The organism is Streptomyces sp. NBC_01508, assembly GCF_045040315.1.
Taxonomy (GTDB): Bacteria; Actinomycetota; Actinomycetes; order Streptomycetales; family Streptomycetaceae; genus Streptomyces.
Genome location: NZ_CP109419.1, coordinates 6,973,651 through 6,993,838 on the forward strand (window position 1 = coordinate 6,973,651; position 20,188 = coordinate 6,993,838).

The window sequence follows — 20,188 nt, forward strand, 5'->3', positions numbered from 1 at the left end:
GGGCTGAGCTCGCGGGCCGAGGACAGCGCCGAGGACAGCGCCGAGGGTGGTCAGAGCCGTTCCACCACCCGGAAACGTTCCGCCACCACCAGCGTCCCGTCGTGCACCGTGAATGACGGGTCGCCCAGCGCCTCGCGCATCTCGTCTCGGTGCCAGAACGCCTCGTGGCCCGCGCGCCAGGCCGCGACCGACTCGTACCCCTCGCCCTCGTCCAGCGCGTGCTGGAGATCGACCTGCCCGAGAGCCAGCACCCGTACCTCCGTCAGTTCGATCACGGCGACCTCACGGCCGTCCGAGTCGATCAGCGCCGAACGCTCACCGACCGGCGGCAGCTCCTCCTTCTCCGCCTCGTACTCGGCCAGCAGGCTCGTTGTCGAGACCTTCTCTCCTGACAGGACGGCGGCGACCAACTGATCGCGCAGCGGCCCGGGATAGGCGAGCAGAAAGAGTGGCAGGGGTTCGCGGTGCTCCTGGGGTTTCTCCATGGGCGCCAGTCTGCCGGACTCTGACGAAACCATGACGGAAAGCCGTCGCCCCTGGCTTCCTGACCACGGTGGTGTTCGAATCAACAGGTGACCACTCCACACGGCGACCCACACGGCGACCCACACGGCGACCCACACGGTGACCCGGAGGGCACGCCCGTGGGGCGGCGCCTGGTGTTCTCCATGCTCGGCCTCGGCGTGGCCGGCGTCGTCACCGCGCCCTATCTCCAGCGGGGGCTCGAAGCCTTCCTCGGCGCCGCGTCCGACCGCGACCCGACGGGGCTGACCGGGCTGCTGCCCAACGGGGGCGGGTTCCGCTACTACTCGGTGGCCACCTCCGTACCCCGCAAGGATTCCGAGGACTACCGGCTGAAGGTCGACGGGCTGGTCGACCGGCCCACCACGTACACGCTCGACGCCCTGCGGAAGCTGCCCCAGACCCGGATGGTCCGGGACGTCCAGTGCGTCACCGGCTGGCGCGTGCCGCACACGCCGTTCGAGGGCGTACGGCTGTCGCGGATCCTGGACGCGGCGGGGGTACGGCCCGACGCCGGGGCGGTCCGCTTCACCTGCTTCGACGGTACGTACAGCGAGAGCCTGACCATGGAGCAGGCCAGACGGCCCGACGTGCTGGTGGCGCTGAAGATGCGGGACAAGCCGGTGGAGCACTCGCACGGTGGTCCGGTACGGCTCTACGTGGCGCCCATGTACTTCTACAAGTCGGCGAAATGGCTCTCCGGGATCTCCGTCACCTCCGAAGTCCGCCCCGGCTACTGGGAGGAGCGCGGCTATGACGTCGACGCCTGGGTCGGGCGGTCCAACGGCCGCACCGACGCCCCGACCGTCTGACCGGCCGGATCCGGCACGTCAGTCGGCGCGGCGGCGGTTCAGCCGCGCCGAGCGGCTGGTCCACCGAACAACGGCCGCCCTGATGCTGCTGTGCGTGGCGACGGCGGCCTGCCTGTACGTGCCACAGCTCGCCGAACTCGTCGGCCGCCGCTACCTGGTGGTCACCCTGCACGAGTGGTCGGGGCTGCTGCTGCCCGCGCCGTTCCTCGTGGGTCTCGCGTCCCCGTCGTTCCGCGCGGATCTGCGGCGGCTGAACCGCTTCGCGCCGCACGACAAGCAGTGGCTGCGGGCCGTACGGCGGCGTGACTTCCGCCCCGAATCGCGCCCGGCGGGCAAGTTCAACGCCGGGCAGAAGGTGTACGCGGGCTGGCTCGCCGGAGCCGTACTGGTCATGCTCGCCACGGGTCTGATGATGTGGTTCACCTGGCTGACACCGCTGGTGTGGCGGACGAGCGCGACGTTCGTGCACGACTGGCTGTCGCTGGCCCTGGGCCTCGTACTTGTCGGCCATATCGCGATGGCGCTCGCCGACCCGCAGGCCCGTCGCGGCATGCGGACCGGGTCGGTGGAACGGCCGTGGGCGGAGCGGGAACACCCCCTCTGGGAGGAAGAAGAGGAGTGACCCGCCCCGCCGCCTCAGGACCGCAGGACCTCAGGACCGCGCTAGGGCATGTTGCGAAAGTCCCGCCTGGCCGACGACGCCTGGCACGCGCACTCGCCGCGTTGTCGGAATCATCCAAGTACGTCCAGTACGAGAACGATCCTCCGCCTTGCGATCGCACGCACCAGACGTCGTCGGCCCCGCCCTTCGGGCGGACGGCGCCACTTTCGCAACACGCCCTAGACGATCAGCGACAGCAGCATCACGAAGCCGAGACCGACCACCGAGATGATCGTCTCCATCACCGACCAGGTCTTGATCGTCTGGCCGACGTCCATCCCGAAGTACTCCTTCACCAGCCAGAATCCGGCGTCGTTGACATGGCTGAAGAACAGCGATCCGGCGCCGATCGCCAGCACCAGCAGCGCGGCGTGCGACGTCGACATGTCCGCGGCCAGCGGTGCGGCCAGGCCCGCGGCGGAGATCGTCGCGACGGTCGCCGAACCGGTCGCCAGCCGGATCGCCACCGCGATCAGCCAGCCCAGCAGCAGCGCCGGGATCGACCAGTTCTCGGAGAATTCGAGGATCATCTGGCCGACGCCCGCGTCGATCAGGGTCTGCTTGAAACCGCCGCCCGCGGCGACGATCAGCAGCACGCCCGCGATGGGCGCGAAGGACTTCTCGACGGTCGAGGCGAGCCGGTCCTTGGTGAAGCCGGCGGCGCGCCCCAGGGTGAACATGCCGACGAGTACGGCGGCGAGCAGCGCGATCAGCGGGGAGCCGACGACGTCGGCGACCTTCTGGACCTGGTTCTCGGGATCGTCCACGACGATGTCGACCAGTGCCTTGACCAGCATCAGGACGACAGGCAGCAGGACCGTCGCTACGGTGGCGCCGAAGCTCGGACGCTTGTCGGTGTCGTCGGACGGGCGCTTCTCCAGCGTCTGGAGCATCCGCTCGGGCGGCTGGATGTCCACCCAGCGCGCGGCGTAACGGGAGAACAGCGGACCGGCGATGATCACCGTGGGTATGGAGATGACCAGGCCCAGCGCCAGCGTGACGCCGAGGTCGGCGCCGATGGCGTCGATCGCGACGAGCGGGCCGGGGTGCGGCGGGATCAGCCCGTGCATGACGGAGAGTCCGGCCAGCGCCGGGATACCGATCCGCATCAGGGAGAAGTTGCCGCGCTTGGCGACCAGCAGTACGACCGGGATCAGCAGCACGATGCCGACCTCGAAGAACAGCGGCAGCCCGATGACCGAGGCGATGAGGACCATCGCCCAGGGCATGGCGCGCCCGCTCGCCCGGCTGAGGATCGTGTCGACTATCTGGTCGGCGCCGCCCGAGTCGGCGAGCAGCTTGCCGAGTATCGCGCCGAGCGCGATCAGTACGCCGACACCCGCGACGGTGGAGCCGAGACCGGTGGAGAAGCTGGTGATCGTATCGCCCAGGGACGCGCCGGCGAAGGCGCCGAGTGCCAGCGTGCCGATGGTCAGGGCGAGGAAGGCGTGCAGTTTGAACTTGGTGATGAGCAGGACGATGACGGCAATACCGGCGAGAACGGCGATGCCCAGCTGCGTGTTGCCGGCCGAGGTGATCGGTTCTACGGCGTCCGCTGCCAGCGTCTCGACACTGAGACTGGTCACGGGGGTTCCTTAGTTGGGGAGTTGGGGAGTTGGGGATTCCGAGATCTGGGAGATCGCGGGGGATCTCCGGATCTCGGGATCTCGGGATCTCGGGGATCTTGGGGAGTCGACGGGGACCGGCGTGTCTGTCGGGGAAGTTGGGGCTATTGGGGACGGTCGAGCCGGCGCAGGGCGGTGACGCCCCGTTCGGCGATCTCCTCGGGGGTCCCCGCCACATCGACGGTGACCCCCGCCTCGTCGTCGCCCAGCGGCTGCAATGTGGCGAACTGCGAATCCAGCAGGGCCGTGGGCATGAAGTGCCCCTCGCGCCCCGCCATCCGACGTTCGATCAGGGCCCGGTCGCCGCTGAGATGCAGGAAGACGGCGCCGGGCGCCGCCGCCCGCAGCCGGTCGCGGTAGACGCGCTTGAGCGCCGAGCTGCTGACCACGCCGCCGAGACCGGCCCGGCCGTGCGCCCACCGCCCGATCGCGTCGAGCCAGGGCCGGCGGTCGTCGTCGTCCAGCGGGGTGCCCGCGGACATCTTGGCGATGTTCGCCGGGGGGTGGAAGTCGTCGCCCTCGGCGTACGGGACGCCCAGGGCGGTGGCCAGCAGGGGACCGACGGTGGTTTTGCCGGTGCCTGCCACGCCCATCACCACGACGACGTGGGGGGTGCTCATCTCGTGCCTCGCTGTCTTCGCATGGTTCGCCGCGTGCTCCGCCGCCTCCGCGCTACTGAAACTCATATGTACGACGTATTCAAGGTGTCGTAACCCACACGTCATATTTTTTCTTCTCCGAGCCCGCCCCGTAGGCTTCCGTCATGACCACAGAAGGCCGGGGCCTGCATACCCATGTGCTCGACACCCTCGGCCTCGCCATCACGGGCGGCGAGTACCCCGAGGGCGGCGTCGTGCGCACCGACGAGGTCGCGCGGCGCTTCGACGTCTCGCGCACCGTCGTACGGGAAGTGGTCCGCGTCCTCGAATCGATGCACCTCGTGCAGTCACGGCGGCGCGTCGGAGTCACGGTGCGCCCCGCCCGCGACTGGAACGTCTACGACCCGCGGGTCATCCGCTGGCGGCTCGCTGGCGGCGACCGGCCGCGCCAGCTGCGCTCGCTGACCGTGCTGCGCTCCGCGATCGAGCCGGTCGCCGCCGGTCTCGCCGCCATCCACGCCACGCCCGAGCAGTGCGCCGCGCTCACCGAGCAGGCGCTCGGCATGGTCGCGACCTCACGCGGGCACCAGCTGGAGGGCTATCTGCGCCACGACATCGCCTTTCACCGGGTGGTTCTCGACGCGTCCGGCAACGAGATGTTCGCCCGGCTCGGCGATGTGGTCGCGGAGGTCCTGACGGGCCGTACCCGCCACGAGGTGATGTTCCACGACCCGGACCCGGCGGCCGTGACCCTGCACGTACGAGTCGCCGAGGCCGTACGGGAGCGCGACTCGGCCCGCGCGGAGGAGCTGACCCGGGAGATCGCCGTCGGCGCCCTCCAGGAACTCGACGTGCTGGCGCCCTGACCGGCGACGCGTCCGGCGGGCGCGATGTCAGACTTGGCCCTTCGGAGTCGATGGAGAGGCAGGTCCTGGCATGTCGCAGCAGGTGAGAGGCGTCGTGGCGCCCGGCAGGAATGAGTCGGTACGGGTGGAAACGATCGTGATCCCCGATCCGGGCCCCGGCGAGGCCGTGGTGAAGATCCAGGCGTGCGGCGTCTGCCACACCGATCTGCACTACAAGCAGGGCGGGATCAGCGACGACTACCCCTTCCTCCTCGGGCACGAGGCGTCGGGCGTGGTCGAGTCGGTCGGCGCCGGCGTCAATGATGTCGCACCCGGTGACTTCGTCATCCTCAACTGGCGTGCCGTCTGCGGCAGTTGCCGGGCATGTCTGCGCGGCAGGCCGTGGTACTGCTTCAACACCCATAACGCGAAGCAGAAGATGACTCTCACGGACGGCACCGAGCTGTCCCCGGCGCTGGGTATCGGTGCCTTCGCCGAGAAGACCCTCGTCGCCGCCGGACAGTGCACCAAGGTCGACCCGTCCGTCGCGCCGGCCGTCGCCGGTCTGCTGGGCTGCGGCGTCATGGCCGGCATCGGCGCGGCGATCAACACCGGCAACGTCGGCCGGGGCGACACCGTCGCCGTCATCGGCTGCGGCGGGGTCGGCGACGCGGCGATCGTCGGCTCCCGCCTCGCGGGCGCCGCCCGGATCATCGCCGTCGACATCGACGACCGCAAGCTCGCCACGGCGAAGACGATGGGCGCCACCCACACCGTCAACTCCCGTACCAACGACGCCATCGAGGCGATCCGCGAACTGACCGGGGGCTTCGGGGCCGATGTCGTCATCGAGGCGGTCGGCCGCCCGGAGACGTACAACCAGGCCTTCTACGCACGCGACTTGGCCGGCACGGTCGTCCTGGTCGGGGTCCCCACCCCGGAGATGAAGATCGAACTGCCGCTGCTCGACGTCTTCGGGCGCGGCGGCTCGCTCAAGTCGTCCTGGTACGGCGACTGTCTGCCCTCCCGCGACTTCCCCATGCTCATCGACCTGCACCAGCAGGGCCGTATCGACCTGGCCGCGTTCGTCACCGAGACCATCGGACTCGACGACGTCGAGAAGGCGTTCGCCCGCATGCACGAGGGCGACGTCCTGCGCTCGGTCGTGATGCTCTGATGGCCACCCGTATCGATCATCTCGTCACCTCCGGCACGTTCTCGCTCGACGGCGGGACCTGGGACGTCGACAACAACGTCTGGATCGTCGGCGACGACACCGAGGCGATCGTCATCGACGCGGCCCACGACGCCGCTGCCATCGAACGGGCGCTGGGCGGCCGTACCCTGCGCGCCGTCGTCTGCACCCACGCGCACAACGACCACATCGACGCGGCCCCGGCGCTCGCCGCCGCCACCGGCGCGCCGATCCTGCTGCACCCGGACGACCTGCCGCTGTGGAAGCGGACCCATCCCGACCGGCTCCCGGACGGCGAACTGACCGACGGGCAGGCCCTGTCGGTGGCGGGCACCACCCTGACCGTGCTGCACACCCCGGGCCACGCGCCCGGCGCGGTCTGTCTGTACGCCCCCGAGCTGTCCACGGTCTTCACGGGTGACACGCTCTTCCAGGGCGGGCCCGGCGCCACCGGGCGGTCCTTCTCGCACTTCCCGACGATCATCGAGTCGATCCGCGAGCGCCTGCTGACGCTGCCGCCCGAGACGGTCGTGCGTACCGGGCACGGCGACCCGACGACCGTCGGCGACGAGTCGCCGCACCTGGACGAGTGGATTCGCGACGGCGGCTGAGGAGCGGAACGCCGGCCCGGCACGGTCACTCCGGCACCGTCGCCCCGGCACCGGCCGCGCTCGTTGACGGACGCGTGCGGAGGGTCGTACTCTTCAGATGAGTTTGTTTTGAAAACAAATCAGTTGCGCTCGCGGGAGGCTTCCATGCCGAACCACCGACACATCGACAGCCGCGCAGCCGGCCGGCAGCTCCTGACCGGCCACCGGGAACTGCGGGCGCAACTCTCGTCCCTGCGAGCCGCTCTCACCGGCCTCGACGGTGCGGGCGGCGTCGCCGCCGTACGCGCCGCCGGGGCGGATCCCTCCCTCGCCGAGCAACTGCGCACACGCTGCCTCGAATACTGCCTGGGCCTGCACCATCACCACACGATGGAGGACGGTGCCTTCGGGATCTTCGAGGAGCGTTTTCCGGAGATCGCCCCCGTCATCGAGCGGCTGCGCGAGGAACACCGGCAGGTCGCGGCCGGCCTGGACCGGCTGCGCAAACTCCTCGACTCCGACGACGGCCAGGACGTGACCTGGCTGCGGGAGGAACTGGAGCGGACCGTCTCCGGCATCGAGGACCACTTCGTCTACGAAGAGACCTATCTGCTCCCGGCGCTGGGAGTGACGGCGTCCGACCGCCCCTCGTAGCGCGCACACGGACGGATCCGGACTCCGGACCCGGGCTTGGTATCCGGGCTCCGGCTCCGGATCCGGAATACCGGTCCGGTACTGTGGCCGGACGGGAGGCCGAAGCCATGTCGAACGACCCGGTGAAGCGGAGCGACCGCACCCCACCAGCCACGGAAGACGACGGCCTCACCACACCGGAGGCCGTACGCGCGATGCTGCTGACCCTGCCGCGGCTGGTGTCACGGGCCAAACGGACCCCCGTACCCGAGCAGTTGCGCGCCCTGCGGCTGGCGCCGCGTCATCTGTCGCTGCTCTCCTGTCTGCTCTTCGACGGCCCCACCTCCGTCAAGGATCTCGCCGCCCGCCTGGAGGTCGCCCCGACGACCGTCAGCCTCATGGTCAGCGACCTCCGGCGACAGGGCGTGGTCGACCGCTACGCCGACCCCGCCGACGGCAGGCGCAGCATCGTCACCCTGACCGAGGACCCGGCCACCCGCGAGGCCGTCGACGCCTGGCTGGCCAACGGGGCGAAGGCGTGGCACAAGGTGTTCGACGGGCTCAGCCCGCGGGAACGGGCGACCTTCGTCCGCGCGATCCAGGCCTACGAGGAAGAGCTGTCCGAGGCCCCCTGAAGCCGGCGCGCGTGCGGGAACAGCGCCGCCGCGTCCAGGTCTCCGCCGTCCGGCGCGGCCATCGCGTGGTGCAGCGAGAACAGCGCCTTCGTGTACGGCCCGGCCCCGCGCAGCACGGCTGCCGCCAGATCGTCGGGCGTGTCCACGTCCAGCCGCAGCCCGGACCCGGCGGGCGTCTCCACGTGGAAGGCACCGCCCCGCACATGGCGATACCGCGATCCGGCGCCGAAGGACGGGGCCAGCGCCGAGGCTCGACGCGCCGTCAGCAGCGTCGTGCCCTCCCCGGTGTGGTCGGCGACGAACGCCCGCCGGTGTCCGCGGGCCTCCGCCAGCGCCCGGCCCAGCTCCTCGGGCCGCAGGGCCGGCAGATCGGCGGTGAGTACGGCGACCGGGGCGCCCGGTACCAGCGCCGCGGCCCGGCCCGCGCCCAGCCGCACCGCCCCGTTGAGGCCGATACCCGGCTCGTCGGGGCACACCACGGCGTCCATCGTGCGGGCCTGCGAGGCGGCCAGCGGATCGTCGGTCACCACCACGACGGCCCGCACCGACTCGGTGGCCCGTACCGCACGCAGGGTGTCCAGGAAGAAGGCGTGGGCCAGTTCATGGCGCCACGGACCGAACCCGGCGGCGGCCAGCCGACTCTTCGCCCGCGAGAACGGCTTGACCGGCAACACCACGACCCACACGGCGCTCAGCCCGCCACGGTGGCGCGCGCCGGGAGGTCGTCGCGGGTGATCGCCCGCGACACGCTGCTCAGGCCCTCGGGCGTACGGGTCAGGGTGTCCCGCACGAAGCACGTCGGCTCCACCAGGACCGGACCCCGCGCCGGGGAGACGGTCACCATCGCGTAGTAACTCGTCACGACCGTGCCGTCGTCGGCCTCCTCGATCGTCATCATGTCGAACCAGTGCCGGGGGCGGGCGCCGTGGAACCTGCCCGCCGCGCCCCGGCTCGCCGCCTCGATCGCCTCGCGTCCCCGCAGCTCGCCGCCGCCCGCGGGCAGGAACAGCCCGTCCGCGACGAAGGTCGCCGCGAAGCCGGTGAAGTCGTCGCCGTCCAGCCGCTGCATCTGCCACGCGTAGAACTGGGCCACCTCCAGGCTCAGTTCGGGGGAGGGGAGCTTGGGGCGGCCGCCGGTGGAGCTGTTTACGGTGGTGCCGTCGGTGGTCGTGCCGTCGGTAGTCATGGCGCCGATGCTGCCCGCGCCGGCTGGAGGCCGGATCGAGCGGCACCGGAGCCGTACCCCTCCCGCCCCGTACCCCTCCCGCCCCGTACCCCTCCCGCCCCGTACCCCTCCCGCCCCGTACCCCTCCCGCCCCGGGCAGGGCCGCCCCGGCCCCCGCGCGTCGAGCCGGTCTCCAGCCCCCGTCGAGCGGGCGGGCGCAGAGTGCGGCGCATGGCCACCTTCACCATCACCGAGTTCCAGGGCGTCGTGAACGCCTGCTTCGACGGAGCGACCAGTGAGGAGATAAAGGACTCGACCCTGCACACGGAATTCACCGACCTGGGTTTCGACTCCCTGACCGTGTTCGAGATCGTCACCCGGATCCAGGACGACTACGGCATCAGCGTGCCGGACGAACAGCTCGACGACCTCACCACCCCCGCCGCCCTCATCCAGTACGTACAGGGTCAGCTCACCGCCGTATGACCGCGCCGCTGCCCCGTCAGCCGGCGCAGCGCCCCCGCGAACACCGTCGCGTCCGCCGGGCCACCGAGGTCCCGGCCGCCGGCCAGCAGCGGAACCACCTCGCTGGCGCCGTCCCGCACCGCGGGATGGCGCCGCGCCGGGGCGCTCAGGCTCCGGTCGGCCGAGGCGTCGAGCAGCAGCAGGCCCGGCTCCCTGCCACGGGTGTCCAGCAACTCCCGCAGCGCCGGCCAGTAGCGCACCGTACGGGCCAACTGCCCGGCCCAGAAATACGGGTCGGCCGCCTGCGCGGCGGTCACCTCGGTCCCCGTCCCGGACGACACGACCGTCCTGCCCGGCCGGGGCGCCCGCGGCGCGAGCACGGCCAGCGCCGTACCGAACTTCCGTGCGGCCTCCGCCATCACCGGGCTGTGGAACGCGTGCCCGGAACGCACCGCCCGTACCACGAACCCCGCTTCCCGCAGCCGCAGTTCGGTGGCCGCCAGCGCCTCCCCGGGACCGGCGAGCACCGTCTGCCGAGGCCCGTTGACCGCGGCCACCGCCACGTCGGGGCCGAGCCGCTCGGGCAGGTCACCCACCGACGCCGCCACGGCGAGCATCCCGCCGTGACCGGTGTCCTGAAGCGCCCGGGAGCGGGCGGCGGCCAGCGCGCCGACGTCCGCCGGATCGAAGACCCCCGCCAGACAGGCCGCGGCCAGCTCACCCACGCTGTGCCCGAGCAGCAGTCCGGGCGGCCCGGCCCCGGCGTCCACCGCGCGCCCCAGCGCGTGGCCGACCGCCAGCAGCAGCGGCTGCGCCACGGCGGCCGTGTCCAGCTCCGGGTTGGGCGCGGGACGCAGCCACGCGGAGCGCAGCCCGGTGCCCGCGCCGCCGAGCCGGTCGAAGAACCGGTCCATGGACGCCGTGAACTCCTCCTCCACCCCGTACAGTCCGGCGGCCATCCGTTCCCGCTGCGCGCCCTGACCGGGCAGCAACAGCACACTCGTGCGGCGTTCCACGGGCCGGCTCCCCTCGACTCGGCGGCCGGCTCCTCCGGCGCCGCGGCCGACCCTGCCCGCCCCGTCTGGACCTGGGGTGGACCGTCGGTGGACCGGGCCCAGGGACGCGCCAGCGGTAATCGAGCGGTCATCGAGGAGCGCCACCGACAGTCGGAAGCAGCCGAACGAGGGGCAGGACAGTGAACCGAAGTGTCGCCATCACCGGAATCGGCGTGGTCGCGCCGGGCGGGGTCGGCAAGAAGGCGTTCTGGGACCTGATGGTCTCCGGCCGCACCGCCACCCGCACCATCTCCTTCTTCGACCCCTCCCGATTCCGCTCCCAGGTCGCCGCCGAAGTCGACTTCGATCCGCAGCGGTACGGGCTGAGCCCGCGGGAGAGCCGACGTATGGACAGGGCCGCGCAGTTCGCGGTCGTCAGCGCCAGGGAGTGCCTGGCCGACAGTGGTCTCGAATTCGTCGAACTGGACCCGAGCCGTACGGGGGTGAGCGTCGGCAGCGCCGTCGGCGGCACCACCGCGCTGGAGCGCGAGTACCTCGTGCTGAGCGACAGCGGCCGGCTGTGGGAGGTGGACAGCGACTACGTGTCGCCGCATCTCTTCGACGCCTTCGTGCCCAGCTCGCTGGCGGCCGAGGTGGCGTGGGCCGCGGGCGCCGAAGGCCCCGCGACGGTCGTCTCGACCGGCTGCACCTCGGGCCTGGACTCCGTCGGATACGCGCGGGACCTCATCGCCGAGGGCACCGTCGACGTGATGATCGCCGGCGGGGCGGACACCCCGATCTCGCCGATCGCCGTCTCCTGCTTCGACGCCATCAAGGCGACCACCCCGCGCAACGACGACCCCGAGCACGCCTCCCGGCCCTTCGACCGGACCCGCAACGGGTTCGTCCTGGCCGAGGGCGCCGCGATGTTCGTCCTGGAGGAGCTGGAGCACGCACGGGCCAGGGGCGCCCATGTGTACGGCGTGATCGGCGGGTACGCCACCCGCTGCAACGCGTACCACATGACGGGCCTGCGGCCGGAGGGCACCGAGATGGCCGAGGCCATCCGGCAATCGCTGGACCAGGCGAGGCTCGCCCCCGATCTGGTCGGCTACGTCAACGCGCACGGTTCCGGCACCAAGCAGAACGACCGGCACGAGACCGCGGCCTTCAAGGAGACGCTGGGCGACCACGCCTACCGGGTGCCGGTCAGCTCCATCAAGTCCATGGTCGGGCACTCGCTGGGCGCGATCGGTTCGATCGAGATCGCGGCCTGCGCGCTGGCCATGGAGAACGGCGCGGTACCGCCGACCGCCAACCTCAACGAACCCGATCCCGAGTGCGATCTGGACTACGTGCCGAACGAGGCCCGCGAGTATGACGTGGACGCCGTACTGAGCGTGGGCAGCGGCTTCGGCGGCTTCCAGTCCGCCATGGTGATCACCCGTGGGGAGACCGCACGATGACACTCGCCACCGAGTCCGCCACCGAGTCCGCGACCAAGTCCGCGGGTGGGACCGGGAGTGGGACCGGGAGTGGGACCGGGTCCGCCGCGCGCCCGGCCGCCGTCGTCACCGGCATCGGTGTCGCCGCCCCCAACGGCGTGGGCACCGAGCAGTGGTGGCAGGCCACCCTGCGCGGCGAGAGCGGCATCCGCACGGTCGTCGACTACGACGCCTCGCGCTACCCCGCCCCGCTGGTGGGCCGCATCGAGGGGTTCGAGGCGGCCGACCACATCCCGGGCCGGCTGCTGCCCCAGACCGACCGGGTGACCCGGCTGGCACTGGCCGCCGGAGCCGCCGCGCTGGCCGACGCCGACGCCGACCCCGCCGCACTGGCCGAGAGCGGCGACTACGGCACGTACGACTTCGGCGTCGTCACCTCCAACGCCACCGGCGGCTTCGAGTTCACCCACCGGGAGATCCGCAAGCTCTGGACCCAGGGACCGCAGCACGTCAGCGTGTACGAGTCGTTCGCCTGGTTCTACGCGGTCAACACCGGTCAGCTCTCCATCCGGCACAAACTGCGCGGCGCCGGCGGGGTCCTGGTCTCGGAGCAGGCCGGCGGGCTCGACGCCATCGGCCAGTCCCGCCGGACCCTGCGCCAGGGGGTCAAGCTCTCGCTGACCGGCGGAGTGGACTCCTCCCTCGACCCGTGGGGCCTGGTGTCCCACCTGGCCGGCGGACGGCTCTCCCGCTCGGCCGACCCGGCCACCGCGTACCTGCCCTTCGACACCCGTGCCGCCGGTCATGTCCCCGGCGAGGGCGGCGCGATCCTCGTCCTGGAGGACGAGCACGCGGCCCGTACCCGCGGCGCCCGGGTGTACGGCGAAGTCGCCGGCTACGCCGCCACCTTCGATCCGCCGCCCGACTCGGGCCGCCCGTCCGGCCTCGAACGGGCCGCGCGGCTCGCCCTCGCCGACGGCGGACTCGCCGCCGATGACGTGGACGTGGTCTTCGCCGACGCGGCGGGACGGCCCGGCGCGGACGCCGACGAGGCCGCCGCGCTGCGCTCCCTCTTCGGTCCGTACGGGGTGCCGGTCACCGCGCCCAAGACCCTGACGGGCCGGCTATTCGGCGGCGGCGCCGCGCTCGACGTGGCGGGCGCGCTGCTCGCCCTGCGCGACGGGGTCGTACCACCCACCATCGGTCCCGGCCGACCGGTTCCCGAACACCGTATCGACCTGGTGCGGGCCGAGCCCCGCGCGGCGTCGCTGCGTACCGCGCTGGTGCTGGCCCGCGGACACGGCGGCTTCAACGCCGCCGTGGTGGTCCGCGCCCCGGCGCCGGCCGGCTGAACCGTTCCCTGCGCGAACCATCCCGAACCAACCCGAACGCGAGGAGTCACCCCATGGCCACCATCACTCTCGACGAACTGGCCCGCGTGCTCACCGAGTGCGCGGGCGCCGACGACGGCGACGTCACGCTCGGCCACCAGAACCTGGACACCTCCTTCACCGACCTCGGCTACGACTCGCTGGCGCTGCTGGAGACGGCGGCCCTGGTGCAGCAGCGGTACGGAGTCACGCTCAGCGACGAGGACGTCTCCGGGATCGACACGCCCCGCGAATTCCTCGACCAGGTCAACCACGCCGTGACCCAGGCCGCCTGAGAGAACGGGGAGAACACGATGGAGCAGGAAACGGCAGTGCGGGGTGTGGCCGTCATCACCGGGGCGACCCGGGGCATCGGACGGTCCGTCGCGGAGACCCTGGGCGCCCTCGGGCACCCCGTGTTCCTCTGCGCCCGCGACGAGGAGGCCCTGGCGCAGACCGTGAAGGAACTGCGTGAGGCGGGGCTGGGCGCCGACGGCACCGTCTGCGACGTGACCTCCGCCGACAGCGTGCGGGACTTCGTCCAGGCTGCGGTGGACCGGTTCGGCCCGGTGGAGATCCTGGTCAACAACGCCGGTCGCAGCGGCGGCGGACCCACCGCGGAGGTGCCCGACGAGCTGTGGTTCGACGTCATCAACACCAACCTCAACAGCGTCTTCCTGGTCACCAAGCAGGTGCTGACCACCGGCCGGATGCGGGAGCTGAAGAGGGCCAGGATCGTCAGCATCGCCTCCACCGGAGGGAAGCAGGGCGTCGTCTTCGGAGCGCCCTACTCCGCGTCCAAGCACGGCGTGGTCGGCTTCACCAAGGCCCTCGGCCTGGAGCTGGCCAAGAGCGGCATCACCGTCAACGCGGTGTGCCCCGGCTATGTGGAGACCCCGATGGCGGGCGATGTGCGCAAGCACTACGCCCGGATCTGGGACACCACCGAGGAAGCGGTCCTCGACCGGTTCAACGCCAAGATCCCGCTGGGCCGTTACACGGAGCCCGAGGAGGTCGCCGGCATGGTGGCCTACCTCGTCTCCGACGCGGCGGCCGCCGTCACGGCGCAGGCGATCAACGTCTGCGGCGGCCTCGGAAACTACTGACCGGCCCGAACGCACCGAGCGAGAGGAGACCCCCGCGTGGACACGGAAACGGCACAGGCGACAGAACGGGAATCGGCGAGAGACCCGTACGAGAAGGCGGCGAGGGCGGTGGCGCAGGCGGTGGCGGAGGCGGCGGCGGACAGCGCGACCCGCTCCGCCGAGCACGTCACGGAGCTCGCCGCACCCGCCCACCGCGCCTACCGGCTGATCGAGGACGTCGAGCGCTGGCCGCTGCTCTTCGCGCCCTGCATCTGGTCCCGCGAGCTGGAACGCACCGGCGACGTCCAGCGCATCAGGCTCTGGGCGCTGATCGGCCACGAGGTGAAGAGCTGGACCTCCCGCCGGGTGCTCGACCCGGTGACCCACCGGATCGACTTCGCCCAGGAGGTCCCGGCCCCGCCGATCACCGCGATGGCGGGCCACTGGCGGTTCGACGACGCCACGCCGGACGCCCCCGGACGCCTCGAACTCGGCCACCGCTGGACCACCACCGGCGGCGAGTTCGCGGCCGACCGGATCGCCGGCGCGCTGGACACCAACAGCACCGTGGAGATCGGCGCCATCCGTTCCTGGGCCGAACGCGCCCAGGAGCCGGACGAGTTGATCCTGTCCTTCAGCGACGAGGAGACTGTCGCCGGGCCGGCCGGCGAGGTCTACGACTTCCTCTACCGCGCCGACCTGTGGCCCCGGCGGCTGCCGCACGTCGCCCAACTCGACCTGGAGACCGACCCTCCCACGGACGCCACCGCGGGCGCCGAGGTGCAGACCCTGGACATGGACACCTCGGCGGCCGACGGCAGCACCCACAGCACCCAGTCGGTGCGGCTCTGCTTCGCCGGCGAACGCATCGTCTACAAACAGACCACACCCCCGCGCGGCCTGCTGGCCCACTCCGGCGAGTGGATCATCAGCGGCGGCCCAGACGGCACACGCGTCACGGCGCGGCACACCGTCGCGCTCGACCCCGACGCGATCGAGGGCGTCTTCGGCGCCGCTATCACCCTGCCCGAGGCCAGGGCGAAGGTCCGGGACATCATCGGCGGCAACAGCCGCGGCACGCTGCGGGCCGCCCGCCGCCATCTGGAGGGGGAGGGGGCAGGTGATGCCTAGCCCCGCCGCGTCGCCGCCGGGCGCCCCGGGCCGGCTGGAGGAACTGGCGGACGGCGTGTACGCGTACGTACAGCCCGACGGCGGCTGGTGCGTCAGCAACGCCGGCATCCTGACGGAACCGGGGCACGGCGGCCGGCCCGTACTGATCGACACGGCCGCCACCGAGAGCCGGGCCAAGGCCCTGCGGGCCGCACTCGGCCGCCTCACCCCCGAGGCGCCGCGCCTGATCGTCAACACCCACTTCCACGGCGACCACACCTTCGGCAACGCCGTGCTGGCGGGACCGGGGACCGTCGTCGTCGCCCACGAACGCACTCGTACGGAGATGGCGGCGGCCGGTCTCGGTCTCACCGGCCTGTGGCCGGGCGTGGAATGGGGTGACGTCGAACTGATGCTGCCCGACCTCACGTACCGCGACGCGCTCACCCTGCACCACGGCGGGCGCACGATCGAGCTGATCCACCCGGGCCCCGCCCACACCACCAACGACACCCTGGTCTGGCTTCCCGATGAGCGGGTGCTCTTCGCGGGCGACGTACTGCTGCCCGGCTGCACCCCGTTCCTCCTGATGGGCTCCGTCATCGGCTCCCTCGGCACCCTGGACCTCGTACGGAAGCTGGACCCCCGGATCATCGTCGGGGGGCACGGCCCGGTGAGCGGTCCCGAGGTGCTGGCGGAGACCGAGGCGTATCTCCGCGGGCTGCTGGAGCGGGCCGTCCAGGGCCGCGAGGCGGGCCTCACGCCCCTCCAGGCGGCCCGCCGGTGCGGCCCGGAGTTCTATCCCGAACTGCGCGACCCCGAGCGGCTGTTGGCCAATCTGCACCGGGCGTACGCGGAACTCGACGGCCGGCCTCCCGGCCATCCGCTCGACGTGGTGGGGATCTTCGGGGAGATGGTCGAGTACAACGGCGGGGTGCTGCCGCTCTCGCATGCCTGACGGTCCGACGGCCGGGGCTAGGGCGTGTTGCGAAAGTAGCGCCGTCCGCCCGAAGGGCGGGGCCGACGGCGTCTGGTGCGTGCGATCGCAAGGCGGAGGATCGTTCTCGTACTGGACGTACTTGGATGATTCCGACAACGCGGCGAGTGCGCGTGCCAGGCGTCGTCGGCCAGGCGGGACTTTCGAAACATGCCCTAGTGCTGCTGAACGGTCCGGCGATCCCGAGGGGCCGCCCCCGCACCCCTCCGGGGAGGCCGTGCTCGGCCCGGCGGGGGTGGCCCGGCGGCGCGGACAGTCCAGCACGGCCCGCCGACGCGCCCGCCCCGACCGTTGCCGCGCACCCGGCGCGGCGAGCCACTGTGACCCGCCGGGTTCACCGGCGGCATCACCCACCGCGCCGGAGACCGGGCGACGGCGGAGGCACGGCACCGCGTCCGCGCGCTCGGCAGCGACGCCGGGCGCGCCGTCGCGTCGTGCCACGGCCGCGTCGGTGACGCCGGCGGAGGGAGTGCGCGGGCACCTCGCGCGGCCGGCCGTACCGCCCGGGCAGACACCGCTGTTCAGCGTCAGGGAGGCCGTCCAAAGGCGGGCACCTGCTGACGGGGTCGCCGCCGACGTTCGTTCGGTCCGGGGCACACCGCGGCCCGACGGCGCGCCCGGCCGGGGGAGATGGGCTCCCTCACCGCCGGGGCCGTTGCTTCCGCGCGGGCGCCGTACGCCGGCCTGCCCCCGCTCCGAGGGCCTGTCGTTCGGATCTTGCGGGGCGCACGGTCCCCGGGACCGCGCCCCGCCTCGCCGCGTCGACGACAGGCCCTCGGCGGCCTACCGCGCGGCCTCGGGGCCGCCGGTCTCCGTCGTCCACAGCCGACCCTCGGCGTAGGACACCGCCGCGGACTCGAACTGGAGCGCCACATGAGTGGCCGAGGTGTTGACGTCCCGCCAGTACCGCTGGAGCGGGGCGCTCTCCCCGAAACCGCTCGTGCCGCCGTTCGCCGCCAGCCGGTTGACCGCCGTGGCCAGCATCTTCACCGACAGCGCCGTGTCGCGCAGATTGCGCCGGGTCTCCTCGGCGGTGACGTCGGTGCCCCGGTCGGCGACCCGCGCACACCGCTCCAGCAGCAGCCGCGCGGCGTCGGTCTCCCCGGCCGAGTGGGCGAGCACCTCGGCGAGCCCGATACGGCTCGGGCCGGGTGCCTGCGGGCGTAGCAGCGCGCTGCGCGCCTTGACCACCGCGTACGCCGACCAGTGCGCCAGCGCCCCCTCGGCGGCGCCCAGCAACGGGCCGGCGAAGGACAGGCCGTTGGCGGCCTCTAGCGGCACCGTGTGACAGGCGGCGGCGGAGGCCACCGGGCGGCCGGTCAGCAGGTCGGCGCGGTCGAAGCCGCGGTGGTCGGGCACGAACACGTCGGTGACGACCGCCGTATGACTGCCGGTGGCCCGCATTCCGACGCTCTCCCAGCTCTCCACGATCGTCACCGCGTCCCTGGGCACGGCGAAGACCCGGGCGCCCGCGTTCTCCGGGAGCGTGCCGCAGAGCAGCAGCCAGTCCGCGAACGCCACGGCGCTCACATACGGCCAACGGCCGCTCAGCATCCATCCGCCGGGGGCGGGGACGGCCCTGCCGAAGGGGGAGAGCGATCCGGCCACCAGTTGGTCGGGCCCCTGGGCCCAGACCTCGCGGTAGCCGTCGGCGGGCAGATACGCGGCCATCCGGCCGAGGTTCGCGGCCAGCGACGCGCACCACGCGGTCGCCGGGCAGGCCGCCCCGATCCGGGCCACGGCCTCGGTCAGTTCCGCGAAGGTGCCCTCGGAGCCGCCGAGTTCGCGCAGTACGAAGTGGCGGGCGAAGCCGGTCCTCAACAGCAGCTTGACCACGTCGGGTTCGAGTTCGCGCCGCTCCTCGGACCGTGGTGCGGATTCGGCCGCCAGTGCCGCCAGTGCGGTCAGTTCATCGGTTTCCAGCATGCGTGCGCCTCCGGTAGGTCCGCGTCGCGCGGGGATGCCGGGCGCGGGCATCGGCGTCCCGGTCGGGGCGGCCGTGCCGTACCCGGCCTCCGTCCCGCGCACCCGTCGCCGCCTACGCTCGCGCGGCACGCTGGAAACCCACTGGAGACAGGCTCGACAGGCGCGGCGGGCGGGGCTCGCCTCACGCGTCCGGCTCCGGCGGCAGTACCCCCCTCAGAAGCTGATCGAAGCCCGCCTTGATCCGCTCCGGGGAGAACCCGGCGGTCTCGCGCTGATGGTCGACCAGGCTCGGCGCGAAGGGCGCCAGCAGCGCGTCCGCCAGCCAGGACGCGTCCGCGTCCGGACGCAGCGCGGCCACCAGACGGCTCACGTGGGCGTGCTGGAAGGCGTAGGAGTCGCTCACATACCGCGAGGCGGGGGAGCTGGCCTCGGCCACCAGCAGCAGCTCGCGCTGCGCCACGACCAGGTCCACGAGCGCGTACAGGAACCGGCGGAGCTGTTCGCCGGGCGTGCCCTCCGCCGTATCGCCGCCTTCCGTAGGACCGTACGCCGTGCTGCCCTCCGTAGGAGCGTCCGCGGTGTCGCCCTCCGTAGGAGGGTCGCCCACGAGGCGTGCCCTGAACAGCTTGTCCTGCTCCGCCAGCAGCGCGAAGACCAGCCCCGCCCGGTCCCCGAAGCGCCGGTAGACCGTGCCGACGCCTACGTCGGCCTCCCTGGCCACCACGTCCAGGGAGAGCCGTTCGGCGTCCCCGGAAGCCACCATGCGGGCCGCCGCGGCCAGGATCTTCCTGCGGTTGCGCGCGGCGTCCGCTCGTTCGGAGGAGGTTGTGGGCATGACCGTGAGCATAGGACCGACCGGCGGCCGGAGACGCAGCGGATGTCGTACCGGATGCCATATCGGATGCCGTATGGGATGCCGTGCCGGACATCTCTCCGGTGGCGCGCGAGGGAGTTTCTTGCGGGACGGAAGCCCCTCGGCTTAGGCTCGCCCCAGACCTAGGTGGAAACTTTTCCGTTTATCCCGATCCAGAGGAAGTCCCCATGGCTACTGAGCAGTTCGACCCCGCACCCACCACCCCCGCCGAGGGGGACCCGGGCGCCTACAACCTCCCGGTCATCACCCAGTTCCGGGAGAACGGCGGCAAGGTCGGCCCGCCCTTCGAGGGCGCCAAGATCGTCCTGATCACCACCCGGGGGGCGAAGAGCGGCGAGCCGCGCACGGTGCCCACCCTCTTCTTCGCCCAGCCGGACGGCAGCCTGCTGGTCTTCGGCAGCAACGGCGGCGCCGACACCCATCCGGCCTGGTACCACAACGTCAGGGCGCACCCCCGGGTCACCGTCGAGGACGGCGCGGAGACCTACTCGGCCATCGCCACCGTCGTGCCGCCGGACAGCGAGGAGCGCGACCGCCTCTTCGACGAGGCGTCCGCCGAGGTCCAGGCATTCGCCGACTACCAGGCGCAGACCACGCGCAGGATCCCGGTGGTCGTGCTCGGCCGGAAGGACTGACCCC

23 protein-coding genes are annotated in these 20,188 nt (G+C 72.2%); 15 read left to right on the forward strand and 8 right to left on the reverse strand.

The window, feature by feature from the left end; genetic code table 11:
- Nucleotides 1–50: 50 nt before the first annotated feature.
- Nucleotides 51–485 (reverse strand): ASCH domain-containing protein, encoded by a 435-nt coding sequence (locus tag OG700_RS32160; protein WP_405619725.1) that lies wholly within the window; start codon nt 483–485, stop codon nt 51–53.
- 183 nt (nt 486–668) lie between these two features.
- Here OG700_RS32160 and OG700_RS32165 point away from each other — a divergent pair, with 183 nt between their 5' ends.
- Together OG700_RS32165 and OG700_RS32170 are read left to right on the forward strand one after the other, a co-directional pair.
- Nucleotides 669–1,334 carry a molybdopterin-dependent oxidoreductase gene (locus OG700_RS32165; protein WP_405622143.1) on the forward strand — a complete coding sequence of 222 codons (666 nt, stop codon included), beginning with the start codon at nt 669–671 and terminating at the stop codon, nt 1,332–1,334.
- Nucleotides 1,276–1,956 (forward strand): cytochrome b/b6 domain-containing protein, encoded by a 681-nt coding sequence (locus OG700_RS32170; RefSeq protein ID WP_405619727.1) that lies wholly within the window; start codon nt 1,276–1,278, stop codon nt 1,954–1,956. The genes OG700_RS32165 and OG700_RS32170 overlap by 59 nt, the downstream gene beginning before the upstream one ends.
- 218 nt (nt 1,957–2,174) lie before the next feature.
- Here the strand turns inward: OG700_RS32170 and OG700_RS32175 are convergent, their stop codons facing one another.
- Nucleotides 2,175–3,581, reverse strand: a complete 1,407-nt coding sequence (locus tag OG700_RS32175) for a GntP family permease (protein ID WP_405619729.1) — start codon at nt 3,579–3,581, stop codon at nt 2,175–2,177.
- 143 nt (nt 3,582–3,724) lie between these two features.
- Nucleotides 3,725–4,240: a gluconokinase gene (locus OG700_RS32180; protein WP_405622145.1), complete on the reverse strand. Its 516-nt coding sequence runs from the start codon at nt 4,238–4,240 to the stop codon at nt 3,725–3,727.
- Between the two features lie 143 nt (nt 4,241–4,383).
- Here OG700_RS32180 and OG700_RS32185 point away from each other — a divergent pair, with 143 nt between their 5' ends.
- The 5 genes from OG700_RS32185 (at nt 4,384) to OG700_RS32205 (ending at nt 8,117) form a co-directional block, all read left to right on the forward strand.
- Nucleotides 4,384–5,085 carry a FadR/GntR family transcriptional regulator gene (locus OG700_RS32185; RefSeq protein WP_405619731.1) on the forward strand — a complete coding sequence of 234 codons (702 nt, stop codon included), beginning with the start codon at nt 4,384–4,386 and terminating at the stop codon, nt 5,083–5,085.
- 70 nt (nt 5,086–5,155) lie between these two features.
- Nucleotides 5,156–6,241 carry an S-(hydroxymethyl)mycothiol dehydrogenase gene (locus OG700_RS32190; protein ID WP_405619733.1) on the forward strand — a complete coding sequence of 362 codons (1,086 nt, stop codon included), beginning with the start codon at nt 5,156–5,158 and terminating at the stop codon, nt 6,239–6,241.
- Nucleotides 6,241–6,870 carry an MBL fold metallo-hydrolase gene (locus OG700_RS32195; protein WP_405619735.1) on the forward strand — a complete coding sequence of 210 codons (630 nt, stop codon included), beginning with the start codon at nt 6,241–6,243 and terminating at the stop codon, nt 6,868–6,870. The genes OG700_RS32190 and OG700_RS32195 overlap by 1 nt, the downstream gene beginning before the upstream one ends.
- Before the next feature lie 144 nt (nt 6,871–7,014).
- Nucleotides 7,015–7,503: a hemerythrin domain-containing protein gene (locus OG700_RS32200; protein WP_405619737.1), complete on the forward strand. Its 489-nt coding sequence runs from the start codon at nt 7,015–7,017 to the stop codon at nt 7,501–7,503.
- A 107-nt stretch (nt 7,504–7,610) separates the two neighbouring features.
- Complete coding sequence (locus OG700_RS32205) at nt 7,611–8,117, forward strand: MarR family winged helix-turn-helix transcriptional regulator (RefSeq protein WP_405619739.1); 507 nt, start codon at nt 7,611–7,613, stop codon at nt 8,115–8,117.
- On the opposite strand, the gene cofC is transcribed toward OG700_RS32205, so the two are convergent.
- Nucleotides 8,087–8,794: a 2-phospho-L-lactate guanylyltransferase gene (cofC, locus tag OG700_RS32210; RefSeq protein ID WP_405619741.1), complete on the reverse strand. Its 708-nt coding sequence runs from the start codon at nt 8,792–8,794 to the stop codon at nt 8,087–8,089. The genes OG700_RS32205 and cofC overlap by 31 nt on opposite strands.
- A gap of 14 nt (nt 8,795–8,808) precedes the next feature.
- The gene (locus OG700_RS32215) at nt 8,809–9,303 is read right to left on the reverse strand and encodes a nuclear transport factor 2 family protein (protein ID WP_405619743.1); all 495 of its coding nucleotides are present in this window, start codon (nt 9,301–9,303) and stop codon (nt 8,809–8,811) included.
- 210 nt (nt 9,304–9,513) lie between these two features.
- Between OG700_RS32215 and OG700_RS32220 the strand changes: the two genes are divergently transcribed.
- Entirely contained in the window at nt 9,514–9,768 is a 255-nt protein-coding gene (locus OG700_RS32220; RefSeq protein ID WP_405619745.1) for an acyl carrier protein, read from the forward strand.
- Here the strand turns inward: OG700_RS32220 and OG700_RS32225 are convergent.
- Complete coding sequence (locus OG700_RS32225) at nt 9,750–10,763, reverse strand: acyltransferase domain-containing protein (RefSeq protein ID WP_405619747.1); 1,014 nt, start codon at nt 10,761–10,763, stop codon at nt 9,750–9,752. The two genes, OG700_RS32220 and OG700_RS32225, sit on opposite strands and share 19 nt — an antisense overlap.
- Before the next feature lie 179 nt (nt 10,764–10,942).
- Here OG700_RS32225 and OG700_RS32230 point away from each other — a divergent pair, with 179 nt between their 5' ends.
- The 6 genes from OG700_RS32230 to OG700_RS32255 are packed head-to-tail and all read left to right on the forward strand — an operon-like array spanning nt 10,943 to nt 16,710.
- On the forward strand, nt 10,943–12,208 hold the full coding sequence (locus OG700_RS32230; RefSeq protein WP_405619749.1) for a beta-ketoacyl-[acyl-carrier-protein] synthase family protein: 1,266 nt from the start codon (nt 10,943–10,945) through the stop codon (nt 12,206–12,208).
- Nucleotides 12,205–13,539, forward strand: a complete 1,335-nt coding sequence (locus OG700_RS32235; protein WP_405619751.1) for a ketosynthase chain-length factor — start codon at nt 12,205–12,207, stop codon at nt 13,537–13,539. The genes OG700_RS32230 and OG700_RS32235 overlap by 4 nt, the downstream gene beginning before the upstream one ends.
- 53 nt (nt 13,540–13,592) lie before the next feature.
- Entirely contained in the window at nt 13,593–13,853 is a 261-nt protein-coding gene (locus OG700_RS32240) for an acyl carrier protein (RefSeq protein ID WP_405619753.1), read from the forward strand.
- An 18-nt stretch (nt 13,854–13,871) separates the two neighbouring features.
- Entirely contained in the window at nt 13,872–14,663 is a 792-nt protein-coding gene (locus OG700_RS32245) for an SDR family NAD(P)-dependent oxidoreductase (RefSeq protein WP_405619755.1), read from the forward strand.
- A gap of 36 nt (nt 14,664–14,699) precedes the next feature.
- Entirely contained in the window at nt 14,700–15,773 is a 1,074-nt protein-coding gene (locus OG700_RS32250) for an aromatase/cyclase (RefSeq protein WP_405619757.1), read from the forward strand.
- Entirely contained in the window at nt 15,766–16,710 is a 945-nt protein-coding gene (locus OG700_RS32255; RefSeq protein ID WP_405619759.1) for an MBL fold metallo-hydrolase, read from the forward strand. The genes OG700_RS32250 and OG700_RS32255 overlap by 8 nt, the downstream gene beginning before the upstream one ends.
- An 822-nt stretch (nt 16,711–17,532) precedes the next feature.
- Here the strand turns inward: OG700_RS32255 and OG700_RS32260 are convergent.
- Both OG700_RS32260 and OG700_RS32265 read right to left on the reverse strand, forming a co-directional pair.
- On the reverse strand, nt 17,533–18,675 hold the full coding sequence (locus tag OG700_RS32260; RefSeq protein WP_405619761.1) for a hydrolase: 1,143 nt from the start codon (nt 18,673–18,675) through the stop codon (nt 17,533–17,535).
- A 181-nt stretch (nt 18,676–18,856) separates the two neighbouring features.
- A complete protein-coding gene (locus OG700_RS32265; RefSeq protein WP_405619763.1) occupies nt 18,857–19,510 on the reverse strand; it encodes a TetR/AcrR family transcriptional regulator in 654 nt (217 codons plus the stop codon).
- A 206-nt stretch (nt 19,511–19,716) separates the two neighbouring features.
- Between OG700_RS32265 and OG700_RS32270 the strand changes: the two genes are divergently transcribed.
- Entirely contained in the window at nt 19,717–20,184 is a 468-nt protein-coding gene (locus OG700_RS32270) for a nitroreductase family deazaflavin-dependent oxidoreductase (RefSeq protein WP_405619765.1), read from the forward strand.
- Nucleotides 20,185–20,188: the final 4 nt, after the last annotated feature.

Coding starts and splice junctions, on each gene's coding strand:
- OG700_RS32245 (WP_405619755.1), top strand. CDS start 13,872: ATGGAGCAGGAAACGGCAGTGCGGGGTGTGGCCGTCATCACCGGGGCG.
- OG700_RS32235 (WP_405619751.1), top strand. CDS start 12,205: ATGACACTCGCCACCGAGTCCGCCACCGAGTCCGCGACCAAGTCCGCG.
- OG700_RS32160 (WP_405619725.1), bottom strand. CDS start 485: ATGGAGAAACCCCAGGAGCACCGCGAACCCCTGCCACTCTTTCTGCTC.
- OG700_RS32165 (WP_405622143.1), top strand. CDS start 669: ATGCTCGGCCTCGGCGTGGCCGGCGTCGTCACCGCGCCCTATCTCCAG.
- OG700_RS32240 (WP_405619753.1), top strand. CDS start 13,593: ATGGCCACCATCACTCTCGACGAACTGGCCCGCGTGCTCACCGAGTGC.
- OG700_RS32255 (WP_405619759.1), top strand. CDS start 15,766: ATGCCTAGCCCCGCCGCGTCGCCGCCGGGCGCCCCGGGCCGGCTGGAG.
- OG700_RS32260 (WP_405619761.1), bottom strand. CDS start 18,675: ATGCTGGAAACCGATGAACTGACCGCACTGGCGGCACTGGCGGCCGAA.
- OG700_RS32205 (WP_405619739.1), top strand. CDS start 7,611: ATGTCGAACGACCCGGTGAAGCGGAGCGACCGCACCCCACCAGCCACG.
- OG700_RS32200 (WP_405619737.1), top strand. CDS start 7,015: ATGCCGAACCACCGACACATCGACAGCCGCGCAGCCGGCCGGCAGCTC.
- OG700_RS32270 (WP_405619765.1), top strand. CDS start 19,717: ATGGCTACTGAGCAGTTCGACCCCGCACCCACCACCCCCGCCGAGGGG.
- OG700_RS32215 (WP_405619743.1), bottom strand. CDS start 9,303: ATGACTACCGACGGCACGACCACCGACGGCACCACCGTAAACAGCTCC.
- OG700_RS32265 (WP_405619763.1), bottom strand. CDS start 19,510: ATGCCCACAACCTCCTCCGAACGAGCGGACGCCGCGCGCAACCGCAGG.
- OG700_RS32180 (WP_405622145.1), bottom strand. CDS start 4,240: ATGAGCACCCCCCACGTCGTCGTGGTGATGGGCGTGGCAGGCACCGGC.
- OG700_RS32190 (WP_405619733.1), top strand. CDS start 5,156: ATGTCGCAGCAGGTGAGAGGCGTCGTGGCGCCCGGCAGGAATGAGTCG.
- OG700_RS32185 (WP_405619731.1), top strand. CDS start 4,384: ATGACCACAGAAGGCCGGGGCCTGCATACCCATGTGCTCGACACCCTC.
- OG700_RS32220 (WP_405619745.1), top strand. CDS start 9,514: ATGGCCACCTTCACCATCACCGAGTTCCAGGGCGTCGTGAACGCCTGC.
- OG700_RS32195 (WP_405619735.1), top strand. CDS start 6,241: ATGGCCACCCGTATCGATCATCTCGTCACCTCCGGCACGTTCTCGCTC.
- OG700_RS32170 (WP_405619727.1), top strand. CDS start 1,276: ATGACGTCGACGCCTGGGTCGGGCGGTCCAACGGCCGCACCGACGCCC.